The 15,705-nt window shown below is 61.5% G+C and carries 15 protein-coding genes and 1 pseudogene; 9 read left to right on the top strand and 7 right to left on the bottom strand.

All coding sequences use genetic code 11. The annotated features are described in order from the left end of the window. Nucleotides 1-91: 91 nt before the first annotated feature. The 4 genes and pseudogenes from ACVTFQ_RS32155 to ACVTFQ_RS32140 all read right to left on the bottom strand — a co-directional run. Complete coding sequence (locus tag ACVTFQ_RS32155) at nucleotides 92-1,096, bottom strand: site-specific integrase (RefSeq protein WP_269704331.1); 1,005 nt, start codon at nucleotides 1,094-1,096, stop codon at nucleotides 92-94. Beyond that, nucleotides 1,093-2,460 carry a tyrosine-type recombinase/integrase gene (locus ACVTFQ_RS32150; RefSeq protein WP_269704329.1) on the bottom strand — a complete coding sequence of 456 codons (1,368 nt, stop codon included), beginning with the start codon at nucleotides 2,458-2,460 and terminating at the stop codon, nucleotides 1,093-1,095. The genes ACVTFQ_RS32155 and ACVTFQ_RS32150 overlap by 4 nt, the downstream gene beginning before the upstream one ends. Beyond that, the gene (locus ACVTFQ_RS32145) at nucleotides 2,457-3,686 is read right to left on the bottom strand and encodes a site-specific integrase (RefSeq protein WP_269704327.1); all 1,230 of its coding nucleotides are present in this window, start codon (nucleotides 3,684-3,686) and stop codon (nucleotides 2,457-2,459) included. The genes ACVTFQ_RS32150 and ACVTFQ_RS32145 overlap by 4 nt, the downstream gene beginning before the upstream one ends. Before the next feature lie 157 nt (nucleotides 3,687-3,843). After that, nucleotides 3,844-4,098: pseudogene (locus ACVTFQ_RS32140) on the bottom strand (IS110 family RNA-guided transposase); the annotation flags it as partial. Between ACVTFQ_RS32140 and ACVTFQ_RS32135 the strand changes: the two are divergent. Then, complete coding sequence (locus ACVTFQ_RS32135) at nucleotides 3,980-4,381, top strand: helix-turn-helix domain-containing protein (protein ID WP_428845913.1); 402 nt, start codon at nucleotides 3,980-3,982, stop codon at nucleotides 4,379-4,381. The pseudogene ACVTFQ_RS32140 and the gene ACVTFQ_RS32135 overlap by 119 nt on opposite strands. Before the next feature lie 69 nt (nucleotides 4,382-4,450). Here ACVTFQ_RS32135 and ACVTFQ_RS32130 read toward each other — a convergent pair whose 3' ends face one another. The 3 genes from ACVTFQ_RS32130 to ACVTFQ_RS32120 form a co-directional block, all read right to left on the bottom strand. Next, the gene (locus tag ACVTFQ_RS32130) at nucleotides 4,451-5,314 is read right to left on the bottom strand and encodes a nuclear transport factor 2 family protein (protein ID WP_269703732.1); all 864 of its coding nucleotides are present in this window, start codon (nucleotides 5,312-5,314) and stop codon (nucleotides 4,451-4,453) included. A gap of 91 nt (nucleotides 5,315-5,405) precedes the next feature. Beyond that, on the bottom strand, nucleotides 5,406-5,831 hold the full coding sequence (locus ACVTFQ_RS32125; protein ID WP_269703734.1) for an Rrf2 family transcriptional regulator: 426 nt from the start codon (nucleotides 5,829-5,831) through the stop codon (nucleotides 5,406-5,408). A 91-nt stretch (nucleotides 5,832-5,922) separates the two neighbouring features. Next, nucleotides 5,923-6,819 carry a helix-turn-helix domain-containing protein gene (locus ACVTFQ_RS32120; protein ID WP_269703736.1) on the bottom strand — a complete coding sequence of 299 codons (897 nt, stop codon included), beginning with the start codon at nucleotides 6,817-6,819 and terminating at the stop codon, nucleotides 5,923-5,925. 104 nt (nucleotides 6,820-6,923) lie between these two features. On the opposite strand from ACVTFQ_RS32120, the gene ACVTFQ_RS32115 reads away from it, so the two are divergent. The 8 genes from ACVTFQ_RS32115 to ACVTFQ_RS32080 are packed head-to-tail and all read left to right on the top strand — an operon-like array spanning nucleotide 6,924 to nucleotide 15,418. Beyond that, nucleotides 6,924-8,438: an aldehyde dehydrogenase gene (locus ACVTFQ_RS32115; protein ID WP_269703739.1), complete on the top strand. Its 1,515-nt coding sequence runs from the start codon at nucleotides 6,924-6,926 to the stop codon at nucleotides 8,436-8,438. Nucleotides 8,439-8,481: 43 nt separating this feature from the next. After that, the gene (locus tag ACVTFQ_RS32110) at nucleotides 8,482-9,765 is read left to right on the top strand and encodes an ABC transporter substrate-binding protein (RefSeq protein WP_283159219.1); all 1,284 of its coding nucleotides are present in this window, start codon (nucleotides 8,482-8,484) and stop codon (nucleotides 9,763-9,765) included. Nucleotides 9,766-9,770: 5 nt separating this feature from the next. Continuing rightward, on the top strand, nucleotides 9,771-10,523 hold the full coding sequence (locus tag ACVTFQ_RS32105; protein ID WP_269703741.1) for an ABC transporter ATP-binding protein: 753 nt from the start codon (nucleotides 9,771-9,773) through the stop codon (nucleotides 10,521-10,523). Beyond that, nucleotides 10,520-11,248 carry an ABC transporter ATP-binding protein gene (locus tag ACVTFQ_RS32100; protein WP_269703743.1) on the top strand — a complete coding sequence of 243 codons (729 nt, stop codon included), beginning with the start codon at nucleotides 10,520-10,522 and terminating at the stop codon, nucleotides 11,246-11,248. The genes ACVTFQ_RS32105 and ACVTFQ_RS32100 overlap by 4 nt, the downstream gene beginning before the upstream one ends. Next, nucleotides 11,245-12,153 (top strand): branched-chain amino acid ABC transporter permease, encoded by a 909-nt coding sequence (locus ACVTFQ_RS32095; RefSeq protein WP_142859730.1) that lies wholly within the window; start codon nucleotides 11,245-11,247, stop codon nucleotides 12,151-12,153. Before ACVTFQ_RS32100 ends, ACVTFQ_RS32095 begins: the two co-directional genes overlap by 4 nt. Continuing rightward, the gene (locus ACVTFQ_RS32090; protein WP_269703745.1) at nucleotides 12,150-13,166 is read left to right on the top strand and encodes a branched-chain amino acid ABC transporter permease; all 1,017 of its coding nucleotides are present in this window, start codon (nucleotides 12,150-12,152) and stop codon (nucleotides 13,164-13,166) included. The genes ACVTFQ_RS32095 and ACVTFQ_RS32090 overlap by 4 nt, the downstream gene beginning before the upstream one ends. Before the next feature lie 3 nt (nucleotides 13,167-13,169). Beyond that, complete coding sequence (locus tag ACVTFQ_RS32085) at nucleotides 13,170-13,958, top strand: coniferyl-alcohol dehydrogenase (protein WP_269703747.1); 789 nt, start codon at nucleotides 13,170-13,172, stop codon at nucleotides 13,956-13,958. A 14-nt stretch (nucleotides 13,959-13,972) separates the two neighbouring features. Next, nucleotides 13,973-15,418: an aldehyde dehydrogenase gene (locus ACVTFQ_RS32080; RefSeq protein WP_142859736.1), complete on the top strand. Its 1,446-nt coding sequence runs from the start codon at nucleotides 13,973-13,975 to the stop codon at nucleotides 15,416-15,418. The last annotated feature ends 287 nt before the right edge of the window (nucleotides 15,419-15,705 follow it).

Raw genomic sequence — 15,705 nt, 5'->3', positions numbered from 1 at the left:
ACTTTACTAATCACGAGGTCGTCGTAATGCGGAGGAGCGCGGCCTGATCGGCGGATTTTCGCCGTTCTTGTCGATGTTCCTCCGCATTATTTCAGAGTGTGTCGAGCCAGGCGAGCACGCTGGCATCGCGCTTCCAGGATGGCTGGCTGCCGGGTGTGGCTGGAACGGCGACCTTTTCCAGGGCTTTCCGCTTCGTTTCCAGATTGGCCCTGGCATAGTGGTTGGTCGTGTCGAGGCTGACATGACCGAGCCAGCTTCGGATGACCGTAATGTCGACGCCGGCCGAGATGAGGTGCACGGCGGTGGCGTGCCGGAAGGCGTGTGGCGTTACGTGCTTGGCACGCAGCGTTGGCATGGTTTCGGCCGCCGCCTTCACGTAGGCGGCGAGCTTGAACCGGACCCCGGAGGCGCTGAGCGGCTCGCCATAGCGGTTGACGAACAGCCGCTGGTCGGGCGCCCGTGGTTGCCGTTCAAGCAGTTTCCGCAGCAACATCACGGTTTCTGGCCAGAGCGGACAGATACGTTCCTTCCGTCCCTTACCGGTCAAACGCACGCAACTCGGGCTTTCGAACCGGATTGCTTCTGGGCAAAGGTCGAGCGCTTCCTGTATTCGTGCGCCGCTGTTGTAGAGGAACGAGAGCAGCGCATGATCCCGCATGCCCTCAATGGTCGAACGATCTGGCTGAGCGAGGATCGCCGTCACTTCCGCCGGATCCAGATAGCTCGGTTCCGACACCGGAGCGCGCTTGATCGGTATGTTGAGGATTTCCACGCATTGCGCGATCGATCCAGGATCCCTTGTGGCCACGAAGTGGAAGAAGCTGCGGATCGCCGCAAGCCGGCAGTTGCGCGTGCCGATCGTACCGCCACGGTCATGTTCGGCGTGACTGAGGAACGCGGCGACCTCGCTGGCGGCCAGATCGGCCAGCGTGATCATAGCCACCTTCTTCCCAGTACGCTGGGCGACGAACCGGAGCAACAACCGCCAGGTATCGCGGTATGATCGGACTGTATGGATGGATGCGTTGCGCTGCTCGACCAGCCATTCGTAGAAGAACGCGCGCAGCAGGGCCGGGAACCGGTCAACCTTGCTCATGGCCGCATCTCCTGCCCCATGCTGAGGCACGGTGCGCCAACTGCCCGGAACCGCTCATTCGCGTAATGCAGCAGCTCCTGCGTGACGGTGATGTAGACCAATGTAGAGTTGATATCCCTATGGCCGAGATAGGTCGCGAGGAACGGCAGGCGATCCTGCGGGTTGATGCCCGTCCGGTACCATTCCAGGATTCTGTTCACGACCATCGAGTGGCGCAGGTCATGAACGCGAGGGCCCGCTTTTCCTCGCAATGGCTTCAACCCAGCGCGACGTATGACGTCAGAGAGCAACCACGTGATCATTTCCGGCGTGTAGTGACCGTCGCCTCGCTCGTGCCAGAACAAGCCGGAGCGCGCGTCCTGTGATCCACCGGCACGACGCCGTGCATCGACGTAGGCGCGAAGCTCGACTACAACGCTGTCGGGAAGCGGCAGTATCCGAGTCTTGAAGAACTTGGTCTGCCGGACGGTTACCGTACCGTCCCGCAGGTCAACGTCACCAAGATCGAGCCGGGCAAGCTCGCCGCGCCGCAAGCCTGCGCAATAGGCCAGCAGCAGCATTGTGTACATGCTCAGCGGCCGAAGCGGCACCCGTGGAGACGGATAGGTGCGGGCAACCTCGAGCATCCGCCGCACGTCGGCAGGCGAGTAGATATGAGCCTTTCGCCATTGCCTGGCCGCCTCCTTCCTCGGTCTCGGGTCCGGTCGCCGCACAGGTATCGACGGGTCGCGGTGACGAAGGATTTTCGCAAAGACGCGTTTGAGCTTTTCGCATTCCTCCACTTGGTGACGCGTGACATTCGTTGCCGCCCATCGATCAACCATGGCGCTCAGCGGTTCGGCCTCCGGTCCCGGATGCAGCTGCAGGAACCGGTCGAACCGCAAGAGCAACAGGGGCTGCGAAGTGTATTTGTATCCTCTGCGCCGCATCATCGCGACATGCTCAGCCATCATTTCGCCCAGCACGCTGCCGAACGGCCTGGGCTGGCGCAGTTCGGCGAGAGCCTGTTCCGGATCCCGCGACGCCAATGCCCGCCAGATGGGCATGCACTGCTTGATATTGCACGCATCTCGCAGAGCGGTGACGGGATTGCGTTCGATCGCGCCGATTTCCACCAGGCGTTCGAGGAACCGGTCAATGATGCGGGTGCGGTGTAGCCGCGTCGTCGCTGCCCAGCATTCGGCCGATTTACGCAGCCACGCAATCAGCACTTCCTGACCGAGTGCATCGTAACGTTCGGCCACATCCTGGAAGCCATGCAGGACCTGCCGATAACAGGCTCGGCTTTTCATGCTGTGCAGATCAAGGATCGCGACATGGCGGTCAATGATCGCGCGGTCGGGATCGGGCCAGCGGGCGGTCATGCCAGCACCTCCATTCCCGGCACGTCAAGCGCAATGGCCCTGAGGTCCTCGGTGGCGAGCTTGAGGTAGGGAGCCGTCGATCCCGTCGAACGGTGCCCCAGCACGTCGCCGATGACCTTTTGAGGCACCGCGACCCGCAACATCTCAACAGCGCGCGCATGGCGGAAGATATGGGGTCCACACTTACCAGGCGGTTGGACACCAGCGTCACGGAGCCACCGGCGAACCACGCTGTAAAGCTTGTCGAGCTTGCGATAGGGCGCGCGCGTGCGGAGGAAGATTTCCCTGGCGTCCGTCACGGGCCGCCCGGAACGCAGATAAGCAAGCAACGCTTCACCGACCGGCTCCATCAGGGGCAGCGATGTGCTGGCCCGCGTCTTGTGGTGGCGAACATGGATGGCTTCCGTCCGCCAGTCGATGTCCTCGATCCGCAGATTGCGGATCTCTCCAGACCGTAGCCCATATGTTGCAAGGAGTTGCAGGATTGCATGGTCCCGCAGCCCCGCTGGCGTCTTGTCCGCCCTCGCGGTTTCCAGCACCGCGGCGATCTGGTCTCGCTCCAGGATTGAGGGCACTCCTTCATATGCATAAAGCGTCGGAGCTATCACATGCCCTGACAGGTCCGTTGTGACGCGACCCGTGATGTGGAGATATCGCAGCAGCGAGCGAAGCCGCTCTGCGACAGACTTCAGCGAGCAGCGCGTCAGTTTCGGCGCGCGCAGATCCATGTAACGGTCTACGTCAACGACGCTCAGCCCCGCCAAGCCGCCGCTTCCGTAATCGATCTGCCAGGCAAGAAAGTTCCGGGCTTCCCACATCAGCGCTGCGACGCTGGAGCGAGCCAACCCGCGTTCCTCACGCAGCCAGATTTCGTATTCGTCACAAACTGCAAATCGGGCCACATCGGCCGCGCAGATAGGCTCGATTGCTGGCGGCCATTGACCGTGAGCAAGTCGCAACAGCGCATGAATTCCGGAGCGCGGAACCTCGTGCCAGCGTGCGCCGGGACGTCGACCACGCTCCTTTTCGAACTTTACGATCGCGTGCCGCAGGTATTGCTCTACCTGCACGTCGATCACGTCTGCGACCAGGATGCCCCGCTGTCCCAGATAATCGAGAAATCCAGATGCGTAGGTGCAGTAATTCCTCACCACGACCGGGCTGTATCGCTGACTGATAAGGGAGGAATTGAGTGCGGCAATTAGTTCGTGACGGATATAGGGCATTGGCGAGTCCTCTGTTGGTCGATTGACCCGCAGAGGTTCGGCACCGAATAATGCAAAGCAAGCCGATCGGAAAACAGCGAAAATCCGCCGATCAGGCCGCGCTCCTCCGCATTACGACGACCTCGTGATTAGTCAAATTATGGCGAGGTGAGCATAACTTTACGAAGGGCCGCACATACTGCGGTGCGATCAGCTTTACCTCATGGCCATGTCTGGCCATCTCCCGAGCCCAATAGTGCGCGCTTCCGCAGGCTTCCATCACCACGGTTGCCACAGGATGGTCCGCCATGAACTTGCGGAACTGTAGCCGAGATAGCTTCCTGCGGAACTTTAGCTCCCCGGTCATTGAGGCTCCATGCACCTGGAAAACGTTCTTCGCCAGGTCGATCCCGATCATTGTCCCTATTGTCATCTTCGCCGTCCTTCCGTCCCGTTGGATTAGCCCGACGATCCTCCAACAGGAGTTGTCGGGTGGGAAGAGCGGCAACCACTCCATCTATTCAAACCTTCGGCAGCGGCTTCGCCTCTCCCGGGCGCTTGCCATGCTTTCGGATGGCTTTCCCGTGCAAACCGTCTCCCACAAGCTCGGCTACAGCACAAACTCTGCCTTCATTGCCATGTTTCAGGCGGCTACCGGGGCAACCCCCAACGCTTTTCGAGGCCTGGCGCGGGACGAAGACGAAACTTCAAACTGAGCCGCGGCTCGTCTCTTAGGTCAGCTGTGAGCTACCAGAGTAAGGCGGGGGCCGAGCCCCCGCAACATGTCAGAACTTACCGTTTTGATTCTTCCACTCGGCCTTGGCCGGAATGGTTTCGATCGTGTCCCAATGCTCAGCGATCTTGCCGTTCTGGACCCGGAACAAGTCGTAAAATGACGTCAGCTTACCGGCAAATGTGCCTTCGCTGACCGTCAAAACGAAATCGCCTTTTCCCAGAACCTTATAGACCCGGTCGTACTTCATGGTGATGCCGGCGTCTGCCATTGCCTTCAGAGCTGCACCCAGCCCCGACAGGCCGTCACCGATCTGCGGATTGTGCTGCACGTAGTTGTCGCCGTCGAAATAATCGCTCAGCTTCTGCGTACGGCCGTTGACGAGAATTTCGTCGACGAAAGACGCAACCAAGGTCTTGTTGGCCTCCGTCTTATCGAGATCCCTGGCTTCCGTGGGTCCGTCGATCATTGTACGGCCGCTCTGATTGGGGCCTGCCGTCTGCTGGAGATTGTCCCAGTGTTCAACGATTTTGCCGTCTTCGAAGCGGAAGATATCAAACCCAATCTTCGGTCCGAAGAAATCATAATCGCTATGGGCGAAAACGAAATCACCGTCCTGGAACACGCGCACTGTGCTCACTTTGGCCGCCCCCTTGGGAAGAGCAGCAAGCAGATCGCCAAAGCCTTTCAAGCCGTCGGCTGCTCCGAGATTATGCTGGATGTACTTCTCCGGATTGATCACGCCGACTGGCTCGGCCGCGCCGGTTTCGATCGCCTTGAGAAGGTCAAAGACCTGTTTTTCCTGCGTGGTCATATTGCTCTCCGTTGCATGAGTGGAGGTAACCGCCAGGTTCGCTCCGAGGGGGAGAAACGCCGCCATCGCAAGCACAACGCGGCGCGGGAGTTTGGTTTTCATGATATGTAACCATTTCTGTAACAGAAAATATGTATCTACGTCGGTTACATATAAATGTAAAGCGGTGCTGCTCTAGAAATCCGAATTTCGCTCAGCAGGCTAAATTGATCGCTAAAATATCGGTGGCGAGATCAGCGATGGTCGTGCGCGAGAGTTCGAGTTCAATCGCGGTTTGGACCTCCGCAAGGCGACCGCGCAGAACTTTGTTAATGTTCCGGCCAACCGGACATTGATGGTTCGGTTCCTGATGCAGTGGAAAAGCCACGAACTCTTCGTCGATTGCGCGATGAACGTCGAGCAACGTGATCGAGGAACCCGACCGCGCCAGCAATGCGCCCCCACCGCTTCCCATCTGAGAGGTTGTCAACCCGGCGTTGGCCAGTTGTAAAAGGAGCCGTCGGATGAGCGTCGGGTTGGTGTTGACGCTTGATGCTATGAGTTCGGAAGATGCGGGAGACCCCTGCTGGCACTGAAGAAAAGTCAGGATATGCGTGGCAACTGAGAAGCGGGTATTCATGGCGACCTCGATATGTACTTTACATAGGCACATATTGAATAGGCGAACACAATAGACAGGGCCAAAGGATCGCCAAAACGGTTGGAGCCAACTACGGCCAGTCGTGATAGTCAGACGACGTCGGGATGGTGAGCCTTTGGGCCTCGCTCACGGAGAGGGCGCGGTATCGCGCAGGCGAAAGCCCTGCATGACGCTTGAAAAAGTGGCTAAAATTGGCGGGATCTCGGAAGCCGAGCCCATAAGAAATCTCCTGCACGCTGCGGGCCGAGCGCTCGAGGCGCAGTTTGGCCTCCTGCACCACGCGGTCATGCACCAGTTGGAGCGGCGAACGCGACAGCATGCGCTGGCAGATCGCGTGTAACCGGTCGGCGCTGATTCCGAGTTCGTAGGCATAGTCGGCAATGGAACGGTGGCGGCGGAAACCGATTTCTACCGATTGTCGGAACCGCTGCAGGATCAATCCAGAACTCGCGCGGCGCTCCTCCGCGACATCGGCGCCACGCGTCAGCCGCCACGCGGCCATCAGGATGAGCCGCGTAAAGGCGGCTATCACCATTCGCGACGAACGCCCTTCCTCTGCGAGTTCTGTGACTACGCCTTCAAACAGGGGAATGATCTCTCGAACCGTTGTCGGCTGCAGGGCGTCATTGAATGAGACGCTACCGGAAAAGACGCGAAGCGCTGCGGACTCGGCATGGTCGCCGATCGCCTCACTGATGATCTCCGGCGACATGCCGACGAGATAACCGCGGCTGCCTGCGCCGATCGTGATCATTTCACCCTCGCTGGGTGGGAAGAAGGCAATGGCCGGACCTGAAATTGGCGCTGCGCCGTCATCACGCGACAGGCGGATCGAACCATTCACTAGCAACAGCGCATGGTGGAACCAGCGCTGTGGCGGCCGGCCGATGCGGATCAAGCGCGGCTGGATGGCCGCCTCGATTGCCTCGCCGCGGGCATCGTGATGGATGGCGGACTCGACGTGCATGCGTGAAATTACCACAAAATAACAAGTGTTGACCAGAAAATCACATTCTTATTTCCGGCACAAGGCGTAGCATTTTCACTATCGGCCTTTGGGAGGAGGCGGACATGGTCCTGACAAGCAATCCTGTCATCATCGAAAATCGGCGCGACCGTTCAGCGGTGGCCTCACCGCGGCTCGTGAACCTGCTGATTGGCGGTCGAGATGTCCCCGCTTCCGGTTCCGCGACTTTCGAGCGTTTCAGTCCCGTCTCCGGCGACCTTGTCGCCGTCTCGGCCGCAGCGACTCTGGAAGATTCGGTGGCCGCGGCCGATGCCGCCGCCGCAGCCTTTCCCGGCTGGTCGCAATCGAGCCCCGGCCATCGCCGCAAGCTTCTCGAACGCGCGGCTGACTTGCTGCTTGCGCGTGCGCCGGATTTCACTGCAGCCATGATGGCCGAGACCGGCGCCACGCGCGAGTGGAGCGGCTTCAATGTCGAACTGGGAGCCAGGATCTTCCAGGAGGCGGCGGCCGCAACGACGCAAGTCAGCGGCGCAATTATCCCCACCGACATTCCCGGCAAGACCTCCTTCGCCTATCGTCAGCCGGCTGGCGTTTGCCTCGCGATCGCGCCGTGGAATGCACCGGTCATCCTCGGTGTCCGCTCGATCGCAATCGCGCTTGCCTGTGGCAATACGGTGGTGCTGAAATCATCCGAACTTTGCCCGGCGACCCATCGTCTGATCGGCGACGTCCTGCAGGAGGCGGGCTTCCCGGCAGGGGTTATCAACATCATCTCCAACGCGCCGGCCGACGCCTCAGCGATCATGGAAAAGCTGATCGGTCACCCCGTCATACGCCGTATCAACTTCACCGGCTCGACCCGTGTCGGTCGGATCATCGCCCAGACGGCCGCCAAGCATCTCAAACGTTGCTTGTTGGAACTCGGCGGCAAAGCGGCCTTCATCGTCCTCGACGACGCGGACCTCGACGAGGCGGTGAAGGCCGCAGCCTTCGGTGCCTATTTCAACCAGGGCCAGATCTGCATGTCGACGGAGCGGATTATCGTCATGGACGACATCGCCGATGCCTTCGTCGAGAAATTCCTCGCCAAGGCGAGAAGCCTGCGGGCCGGCGATCCGACACGGGGTGAGTTGCCGCTCGGCAGCCTTGTCACCGCCGAATCCGCCCGCCGCGTGCGGGGCCTGATCGATGACGCTGTTGCCAAGGGAGCCTTGTTGCTGACTGGCGGCGAGAACCATGACGCGATGATGGACGCCGCCGTGATCGACCACGTCACCCGCCCGATGCGGCTCTATCGCGAAGAGAGTTTTGGGCCGGTCGCCGCGATCATCCGCGTCGGCTCGGTCGATGAGGCCGTGACGGTCGCCAACGACTGCGAATATGGCCTGTCGGGCGCCGTTTTCGGCCGAGACCTCGGCCGCGCCTTCGAGGTCGCCAAGCGCATCGAGTCGGGCATCTGCCACATCAATTCGGCCACCGTCGCCGACGAACCGCAGATCCCCTTCGGCGGGGTGAAGGCCAGCGGCTACGGCAAATTCGGGGGCCCGGCAGCACTCGACGAATTCACGGAACTCCGCTGGATCACGATATCCAGCGGCAAGGGAGAGTATCCGATCTGAGCCATGGCTCAAAACGGAGATTTCGAAAAGGGGAGGAATGGCAATGAAGAAGGGTATGACACGGCGCGAACTCATGGCGACAACAGGCGCCACAGCCGCGGCACTGGCACTCGGCGTGCGTCCGGCCTTTGCGGCCGATACGCTCAAGGTCGGGTTCATCAGCCCGCGCACCGGTCCACTTGGCAGTTTCGGAGAGACAGACGGCTACGTTCTCGAGTTGGTCCGCAAGGCGATAGGCGACGGCATCGAGATCAGCGGCAAGAAATACGCAGTGGAGATCCTCGACCAGGATACCCAGTCAGATCCATCCCGTGCCGGCCAACTCGCTAAGGACCTGATCAACAACCAGGGCATCGACATAATGCTGGCCGTCTCGACGCCCGAGACGATCAACCCGGTGGCCGATGCCTGCGAGGCCGCCGGCGTGCCGTGCCTGTCGACCGTCATGCCTTGGGAAGCCTGGTATTTCGGCCGCGGCGCCCAGCCCGGCGCACCGTCACCCTTCAAATGGAGCTACCATTTCGGCTTTGGCGTCGGTGAATTCCACAAGACCTATGTGTCGCAATGGAACCTGATCGAGACCAACAAGAAGGTCGGCGTCATGTATCCGAATGATGCCGACGGCAATGCGATCCGCGCCAATCTCGCGCCTCTGTTGCAGAAGGACGGCTTCACCATTGTCGACCCCGGCGCCTACGAGACCGGCACGACCGATTTCTCCAGCCAGATCGCGCTCTTCAAGCAGGAAGGCGTCGAGATCATCAACACCTTCCCGATTCCCCCGGACTTTGCCACCTTCTGGCGCCAGGCGGCGCAGCAGGGCCTGCATCGCCAGGTCAAGATCATTCAGGTGGCCAAGACCGGCCTCTTCCCCTCCGGCGTCGAGGCGCTCGGCAATCTCGGCGTCAATCTCGGCAGTGCCGCCTACTGGCACAAGGCCTTCCCCTACAAGTCCTCGATCGCGGGTGTCAGCGGCCCTGAACTTGCAGATGGCTACGAGGCCTCGTCGGGCAAGCAATGGACCCAGCAGCTCGGCGCGACGCTGTCGCTCTTCGATGCCGGCTTCGATGCGCTGAAGAAGACGACCGACCCGAAGAGCAAGGATGCCATCGTGAAATCCATTGCGACACTCAACACGGTCACAATCGCGGGCAAGGTCGACTTCACTTCCGGTCCGGTCCCCAATGTCTCGCCCGGCCCGATCATCGGCACGCAATGGGTCAAAGCGGCCGATGGCTCCAAATTCCCGCTCGACTATGTCGTGACGGAGAATGCGACCGATCCCAACGTCCCGGTCGTAGCCAAGCTGCTGCCCTACAACGGATAAGGGGCATGCTGGTGGAAAGCGGAAAAGGAACCAGCGAGAGTCGGTTCTCGGCGAGCGGCATCACCAAGCGCTTCGGCGCTTTACCAGTGCTGGAAAATGTCGATTTCTCGATGGACATGGGCGAGTCCGTGGGCATTGTCGGACCGAATGGCGCCGGTAAAACCACGCTGCTCGCAACACTCTCTGGTGCCTATCCGCCGAGTGCGGGATCGGTGATGTTCGCAGGACGCGACGTCACCAAGCTCCCGGCGGCCGAGCGCTGCAAGCTTGGGCTCGTGCGCACGCATCAGGTGCCCAAACCCTTCTCCGGCATGACAACATTCGAGAATGTCTATGTCGCGGCCGCGCATGGCAACGTGCAGAGTCGCGACGAGGCCTATGAGCGGGTCATCGACTCGCTGACGCTCTGCGGCATGCTCGCTGTGGCCAACCGCCGCGCCGAAACACTCGGCCTGCTCGACCGCAAGCGGTTGGAACTGGCGCGGGCGCTCGCGACCGGACCCAAAGTCATTCTGCTCGACGAGATCGGCGGCGGGCTGACCGATTCCGAGGCACAGGAGCTGGTCCATGCCATCCAGGAACTGCGCCGCCGCGGCATCGGCGTGGTCTGGATCGAGCACATCGTCCATGTGCTGCTGCAGGTGGTCGACCGGCTGATCTGCATGGATGCCGGCCGCATCATCGCGGATGGCGAACCGAAGGCTGTCATGACCGACCCGGAAGTCATTCGCGCCTATCTCGGGGGCGGCCCGAAATGAGCACGCTCATGGTAGAAAATCTCACCGCCCGCCACGGCCTGCTCGAAGCGGTGCGCGGCCTTTCCTTCTCCATCGCCAAGGGCGAGACACTGGCGCTGGTCGGCGCCAATGGCGCGGGCAAGACGACGCTGATGCGCACGCTCGCCGGCGCCCACGCCGTGCATGGCGGCCGGATCATGCTTGACGGCGAGGACGTCACCGCGCTCCCCGCCCACCAGCGCGTCAGGCGCGGCATCTCGCTCGTACCCGAAGGCCGCCGAATGTTCGCCTCGATGACCGTGTCTGAGAACCTCAAGCTCGGCGCCATGGCCGACCGCACAGGTGACTGGTCTATCGAACGGATCATCGAGATCTTCCCGAACCTCAAGAAGCGCCTCGACCACAAGACCGGCCATCTTTCCGGCGGCGAACAGCAAGCGACCGCGATCGGCCGCGCGTTGATGAGCAACCCGGACATCCTGTTACTCGACGAAGTCTCGCTCGGCCTCTCACCGCTCATCGTCGATCGCGTCTATGCCTCGCTCGAAGGGCTGATCGCATCCGGCACCACGATCATCCTGGTCGAACAGGATCTGACGCGCGCGATGAGTGTGGCAGACCGGGTGATCTGCATGCTGGAAGGCAAGGCCGTGCTCGAAGGAAGGGCGACGGATTTGACGAGGGAGCAGGTGACGGAGGCCTATTTCGGGCTCAAGCGAGCCACGGCCGGGAGGGCTCACGCATGACCAACCAGATTCTCCAGGGCATCCTGCTCGGCGGCTATTATGCGCTGATCGCCTGCGGCCTCTCCTTCATGTTCTCCGTCATGCGCATCATCAACCTCGCACACGGCAGCCTCGCCGTCGCTGCCGCCTATCTCATCTTCCTGCTGACGGAACACACCCACCTGCCGCTTTGGGCAAGTTTTCTGATCTCAGTCGCGGTCATGGCCGTCGTCGGTTGGCTGATCCAGCGCCTGATCCTTGATCGTTGCGCCCGCGGCGGCCAGCTTCTGCCGATCCTCTCCACCTTCGGCCTTTCCATGGTCATCGACAATACACTGTTTGAACAGTTCGGCGCCGATACCCGCTCCCTCGCCAACTCCATCGGCGACCTCTCCTGGGACAGTTGGGAGCTTCCCGGCGGGCTCTATGTCGGCAAACTGCCGGTGCTGATCTTCGTCACTGCGGTGGCACTGCTCGCGGCCCTGCAAATCATGCTGACCTACACCAAACTTGGCCGAGCCATCCGTGCCACGGCGGAGGATCCGGATACTGCAGGCCTCGTCGGCATCGACGCCCGTCGGGTGAATGCCGCAGCCGCCGCGATCACGCTGGTGACCGTCACCATCGCCGGCATGTTCCTTGCCATGCGCGCCACCTTCGAACCCTATTCCGGCGCGCCGCAGCTTCTCTTTGCCTTCGAGGCGGCCGTCATCGGCGGTGCGGGCTCGCTCTGGGGTACGCTGGCCGGTGGCATCATCCTCGGCATCGCCCAGACATTCGGCGCCTCGCTCCACCCGCTCGGCTTCCTGATCGCGGGCCATGCCGTGTTCCTGATCATCGTGTTCACGAGGCTGATCTTCCCGGATCTGCTGTCGCTGCCCGCGCGCCTCCTGGCGAGGCGGACCGCTCAAGGAGGTACCGCATGAGCACCGTCGTCACACCCTCGATGGTCCATCGCTGGACCCGCGCGTCGCGGACGGCCGCCTGGCTCTCTGCCATCGTGCTTCTCGGCTTCGCCGTGCTGCCGGGGGTGCTCGGCGCCGGCGCGGTTGATCGCCTCACGGCGCTCTTCATCTATGTCATCATGGCTGCGATGTGGAATGCGCTGGCGGGTTATGGAGGCCTGGTCTCGGTCGGCCAGCAGGTCTTCTTCGGCCTCGGCGCCTACTTCACCGTCCGCCTCGCCGAATCCGATATCGATCCGTTTATGTCGATGATCCTCGCCAGCCTCGTCGTTGCAGCCGTTTCCTATCCGCTGTCGCTGGTCATGCTACGGCTCAAGGGCGGTGAGTTCGCGATCGGTATGTGGGTCGTCTCGGCGCTCACCCATCTCTGCGTCAATCTCGACAGCCTGATCCAGGGCGAAACCGGCCGCTCGCTAATCTCGCTCAATGCCTATGATGCTGGCGCCCGGCGCGACATCATCTACTGGTTGGCCCTGATCGCGATGGCCGGCCTATTGATCGGCCTCTTCACGCTGCTGCGCAGCCATATCGGAGCTGCGATCCAGGCGATTCGCGACAATGAGGATGCGGCCGGCTCGCTCGGCATCGATGTGGTCAGGACCAAGCGCATCATCTTCGTTCTTGCCGCCTTCGGCACCGGCGTCGCCGGTGCGCTCTGGCTGGCGAGCGCCACGAGCTTCCAGCCCAAGACCTATTTCTCCGTCCAGTGGACGGCCTACATGATCTTCATGGTCCTGGTCGGCGGCATCGGACGCTTCGAGGGCGCGATCCTCGGCGCAGTGATCTTCTTCGTCATCGAGACCTGGTTCGGGGCGCTCGGCGTCTGGTACCTGATTGGCCTCGGCCTTGTCGCCCTTCTCTTCTCGCTGCTCCTGCCGCGTGGCCTCTGGGGCGAGATCGAAACACGTTTCGGGATTTCGCTGATGCCAGTTGGCTATCGTTTGGAGATCCCCAACCAATCCATCAGGGAGTAAAACATGTTGCTTGGAAAAACCCTCGTCGTCACCGGCGTATCATCGGGCATAGGCGCCCGAACCGCCGAACTCGCCATCGCCCAGGGTGCCGATGTGATCGGTATCGACATCAGCGATCCGCCCACGACCCACGGCGCCTTCCTCAAGGGCGACATCTCCAACCCGGACGGCATCGCCGAAATCGTCCGGCAGTTGCCGCAGCGCTTCGATGCCTTGCTGAATGTCGCCGGCGTCTCTGGCACGGGCGGCGCGGCCATCACGCTCGCAATCAATTTCTACGGCCTCAGGCATTTCAGCGAGACGCTGGCGCCAAATATTCGCGAGGGCGGCGCTGTAGTCAATGTCGCCTCCATCGCCGGCTACGGCTGGCGCGGGAATCTCGACCGGGCGAAACGGATGGTGGGCGTCCAGGGCTTTCCTGACATCGCAAAGGTCATGGCCGATAATGAGGTGCGCGACGAGATCGGCTATCCTCTCTCCAAGGAACTGCTGATCCTCTGGACGCAGATTGCCGCGCATCAACCGCTGTTCAGGGAGCATTGCATCCGCGTCAATGCGGTGAGCCCCGGCCCGGTTGAGACGCCGATCCTTAAACAGTTCCGTGATGTCCTGGGCGACGAGAAGGTGGACTCAGACATCAGCCGCACCGGCCGCGCGGGCACCGCCTCCGATATCGCTCCCGTGATCCTCTTCGCCGCCTCCGATGCGGCGCGCTGGATCAATGGTGCCAATCTCGCCGCGGATGGCGGTCTCGAAGCGTCGATCAATGCCGACGTACTTGGATTTAAGTGAAAGAGGAATCACCAATGGATATTCAACAGATCATCGGCGGCAAATTGGTCGGGGCCATTTCGGGCAGGACGTTCGACCGTATCGATCCCTTCACCGGCAATGTGGCGACCCGCTCGCCCGCATCGGGCCTGGACGACGTCAAGGCCGCGGTCGCGGCTGCGCAGGCCGCTTTCCCGGCGTGGTCGAAGTCAGGCCCGGGCGAGCGCCGTGCGCTGCTCAACAGGGCGGCCGATGCGCTTGCCGCAAAGGTCGGCGATTTCACGGAGTTGCTGACAGCAGAAACAGGCGGCACCGGTGCATGGGCCGGCTTCAACACCATGCTGGCCGCCAGCATACTTCGTGAAGCCGCTGCTATGACGACTCAGATCCAGGGCGAGATTATCCCGTCCGACAAGCCCGGCACGCTCTCGATGGCGATCCGCCAGCCGGCCGGCGTTTGCCTCGGCATTGCACCCTGGAATGCGCCGATCATTCTCGGCGTGCGCGCACTCGCCGTGGCGCTTGCCTGCGGCAATACCGTAATTCTCAAAGCCTCGGAATCCTGCCCAGGCGTGCACGTCACCATCGGCAAGGCGTTCCTCGAAGCCGGCTTCCCCGCCGGCGTGGTCAATGTCATTACCAACGCACCGGAAGATGCCGCTGCTGTCGTCGAAGCCCTGATCTTGGCGCCGGAGGTCAAGCGCGTCAACTTCACGGGCTCGACGAAGGTCGGCCGCATCATCGGCGAACTCTGCGGCAGGAACCTCAAGCCCGCCCTTCTCGAGCTTGGCGGCAAGGCGCCGATGATCGTGCTCGACGACGCGGATATCGATGCCGCCGTCAATGGCGCGATCTTCGGCGCCTTCGCCAATATGGGCCAGATCTGCATGTCGACCGAGCGGCTGATCGTGCATGAAAAGGTTGCCGACGAATTCGTTTCCAAGCTCGCCGCCCGTGCCACCAAACTCCCGGCGGGCGATCCGCGTGGCCATGTCGTGCTTGGTTCGCTGGTCAGCCCGGTCGCTGCCGAGAAGATGGATGCCTTCATTTCAGACGCGACGGGCAAGGGTGCCAAAGTGGCTGCTGGCGGCAAGCGAACCGGCAGTGTGGTTGAGGCCACGGTGCTGGACAATGTGAAGCCGGGCATGCGTGCTTACGACGAAGAGAGCTTTGGCCCGGTCAAGCCCGTCATCCGTGTGCGCGATGAGGACGAGGCGGTCCGCATCGCCAACGACACCGAATATGGCCTCTCCGCCTCTGTCTACAGCCGCGACGTTCAGCGGGCGATGGCGGTGGCTGCGCGCATCGAAAGCGGCATCTGCCACATCAACGGCCCGACGGTGCATGATGAAGCTCAGATGCCCTTCGGCGGGGTCAAAGGTTCCGGCTATGGCCGCTTCGGTGGCAAGGCGGCGATTGCTGAATTCACCGATCTTCGCTGGATCACCATCGAAGACCCACATCAGCACTATCCATTTTGAAGGTTGACGACCGGGATGCTGCGTGCATCCCGGTCGATCGATCTGATGGGCCATCACTTGCTCACAGCGATCTCACAAGTGAGGACGTCGACGTTTCGAACTTTCCCAAAAAGACCTGCTCGAACCCTACGCGGCAATTGGCACGGACGGTAAATCGAGGTGACGAAGGCGATGCACACTCAGGTAGGCATCGTTAGATTTGTATCGCCAGATCAGTACCTCGACTATATGCCGACCAATGAGCATCCGCGCCGAAGCGATGGAGCGCGCATGGTTGGCCTACTCGA

The sequence above is a fragment of the Rhizobium sp. O111 genome, from assembly GCF_055616315.1.
This window is presented reverse-complemented; position numbering and strand designations above follow the sequence as displayed.

Excerpts from the sequence above, each read along its gene's own strand:
- ACVTFQ_RS32095 (WP_142859730.1), top strand. The coding sequence starts at position 11,245 with ATGACCAACCAGATTCTCCAGGGCATCCTGCTCGGCGGCTATTATGCG.
- ACVTFQ_RS32125 (WP_269703734.1), bottom strand. The coding sequence starts at position 5,831 with ATGAATACCCGCTTCTCAGTTGCCACGCATATCCTGACTTTTCTTCAG.
- ACVTFQ_RS32130 (WP_269703732.1), bottom strand. The coding sequence starts at position 5,314 with ATGAAAACCAAACTCCCGCGCCGCGTTGTGCTTGCGATGGCGGCGTTT.
- ACVTFQ_RS32105 (WP_269703741.1), top strand. The coding sequence starts at position 9,771 with ATGCTGGTGGAAAGCGGAAAAGGAACCAGCGAGAGTCGGTTCTCGGCG.
- ACVTFQ_RS32145 (WP_269704327.1), bottom strand. The coding sequence starts at position 3,686 with ATGCCCTATATCCGTCACGAACTAATTGCCGCACTCAATTCCTCCCTT.
- ACVTFQ_RS32155 (WP_269704331.1), bottom strand. The coding sequence starts at position 1,096 with ATGAGCAAGGTTGACCGGTTCCCGGCCCTGCTGCGCGCGTTCTTCTAC.
- ACVTFQ_RS32120 (WP_269703736.1), bottom strand. The coding sequence starts at position 6,819 with ATGCACGTCGAGTCCGCCATCCATCACGATGCCCGCGGCGAGGCAATC.
- ACVTFQ_RS32085 (WP_269703747.1), top strand. The coding sequence starts at position 13,170 with ATGTTGCTTGGAAAAACCCTCGTCGTCACCGGCGTATCATCGGGCATA.
- ACVTFQ_RS32110 (WP_283159219.1), top strand. The coding sequence starts at position 8,482 with ATGAAGAAGGGTATGACACGGCGCGAACTCATGGCGACAACAGGCGCC.
- ACVTFQ_RS32080 (WP_142859736.1), top strand. The coding sequence starts at position 13,973 with ATGGATATTCAACAGATCATCGGCGGCAAATTGGTCGGGGCCATTTCG.
- ACVTFQ_RS32150 (WP_269704329.1), bottom strand. The coding sequence starts at position 2,460 with ATGACCGCCCGCTGGCCCGATCCCGACCGCGCGATCATTGACCGCCAT.
- ACVTFQ_RS32100 (WP_269703743.1), top strand. The coding sequence starts at position 10,520 with ATGAGCACGCTCATGGTAGAAAATCTCACCGCCCGCCACGGCCTGCTC.
- ACVTFQ_RS32090 (WP_269703745.1), top strand. The coding sequence starts at position 12,150 with ATGAGCACCGTCGTCACACCCTCGATGGTCCATCGCTGGACCCGCGCG.
- ACVTFQ_RS32115 (WP_269703739.1), top strand. The coding sequence starts at position 6,924 with ATGGTCCTGACAAGCAATCCTGTCATCATCGAAAATCGGCGCGACCGT.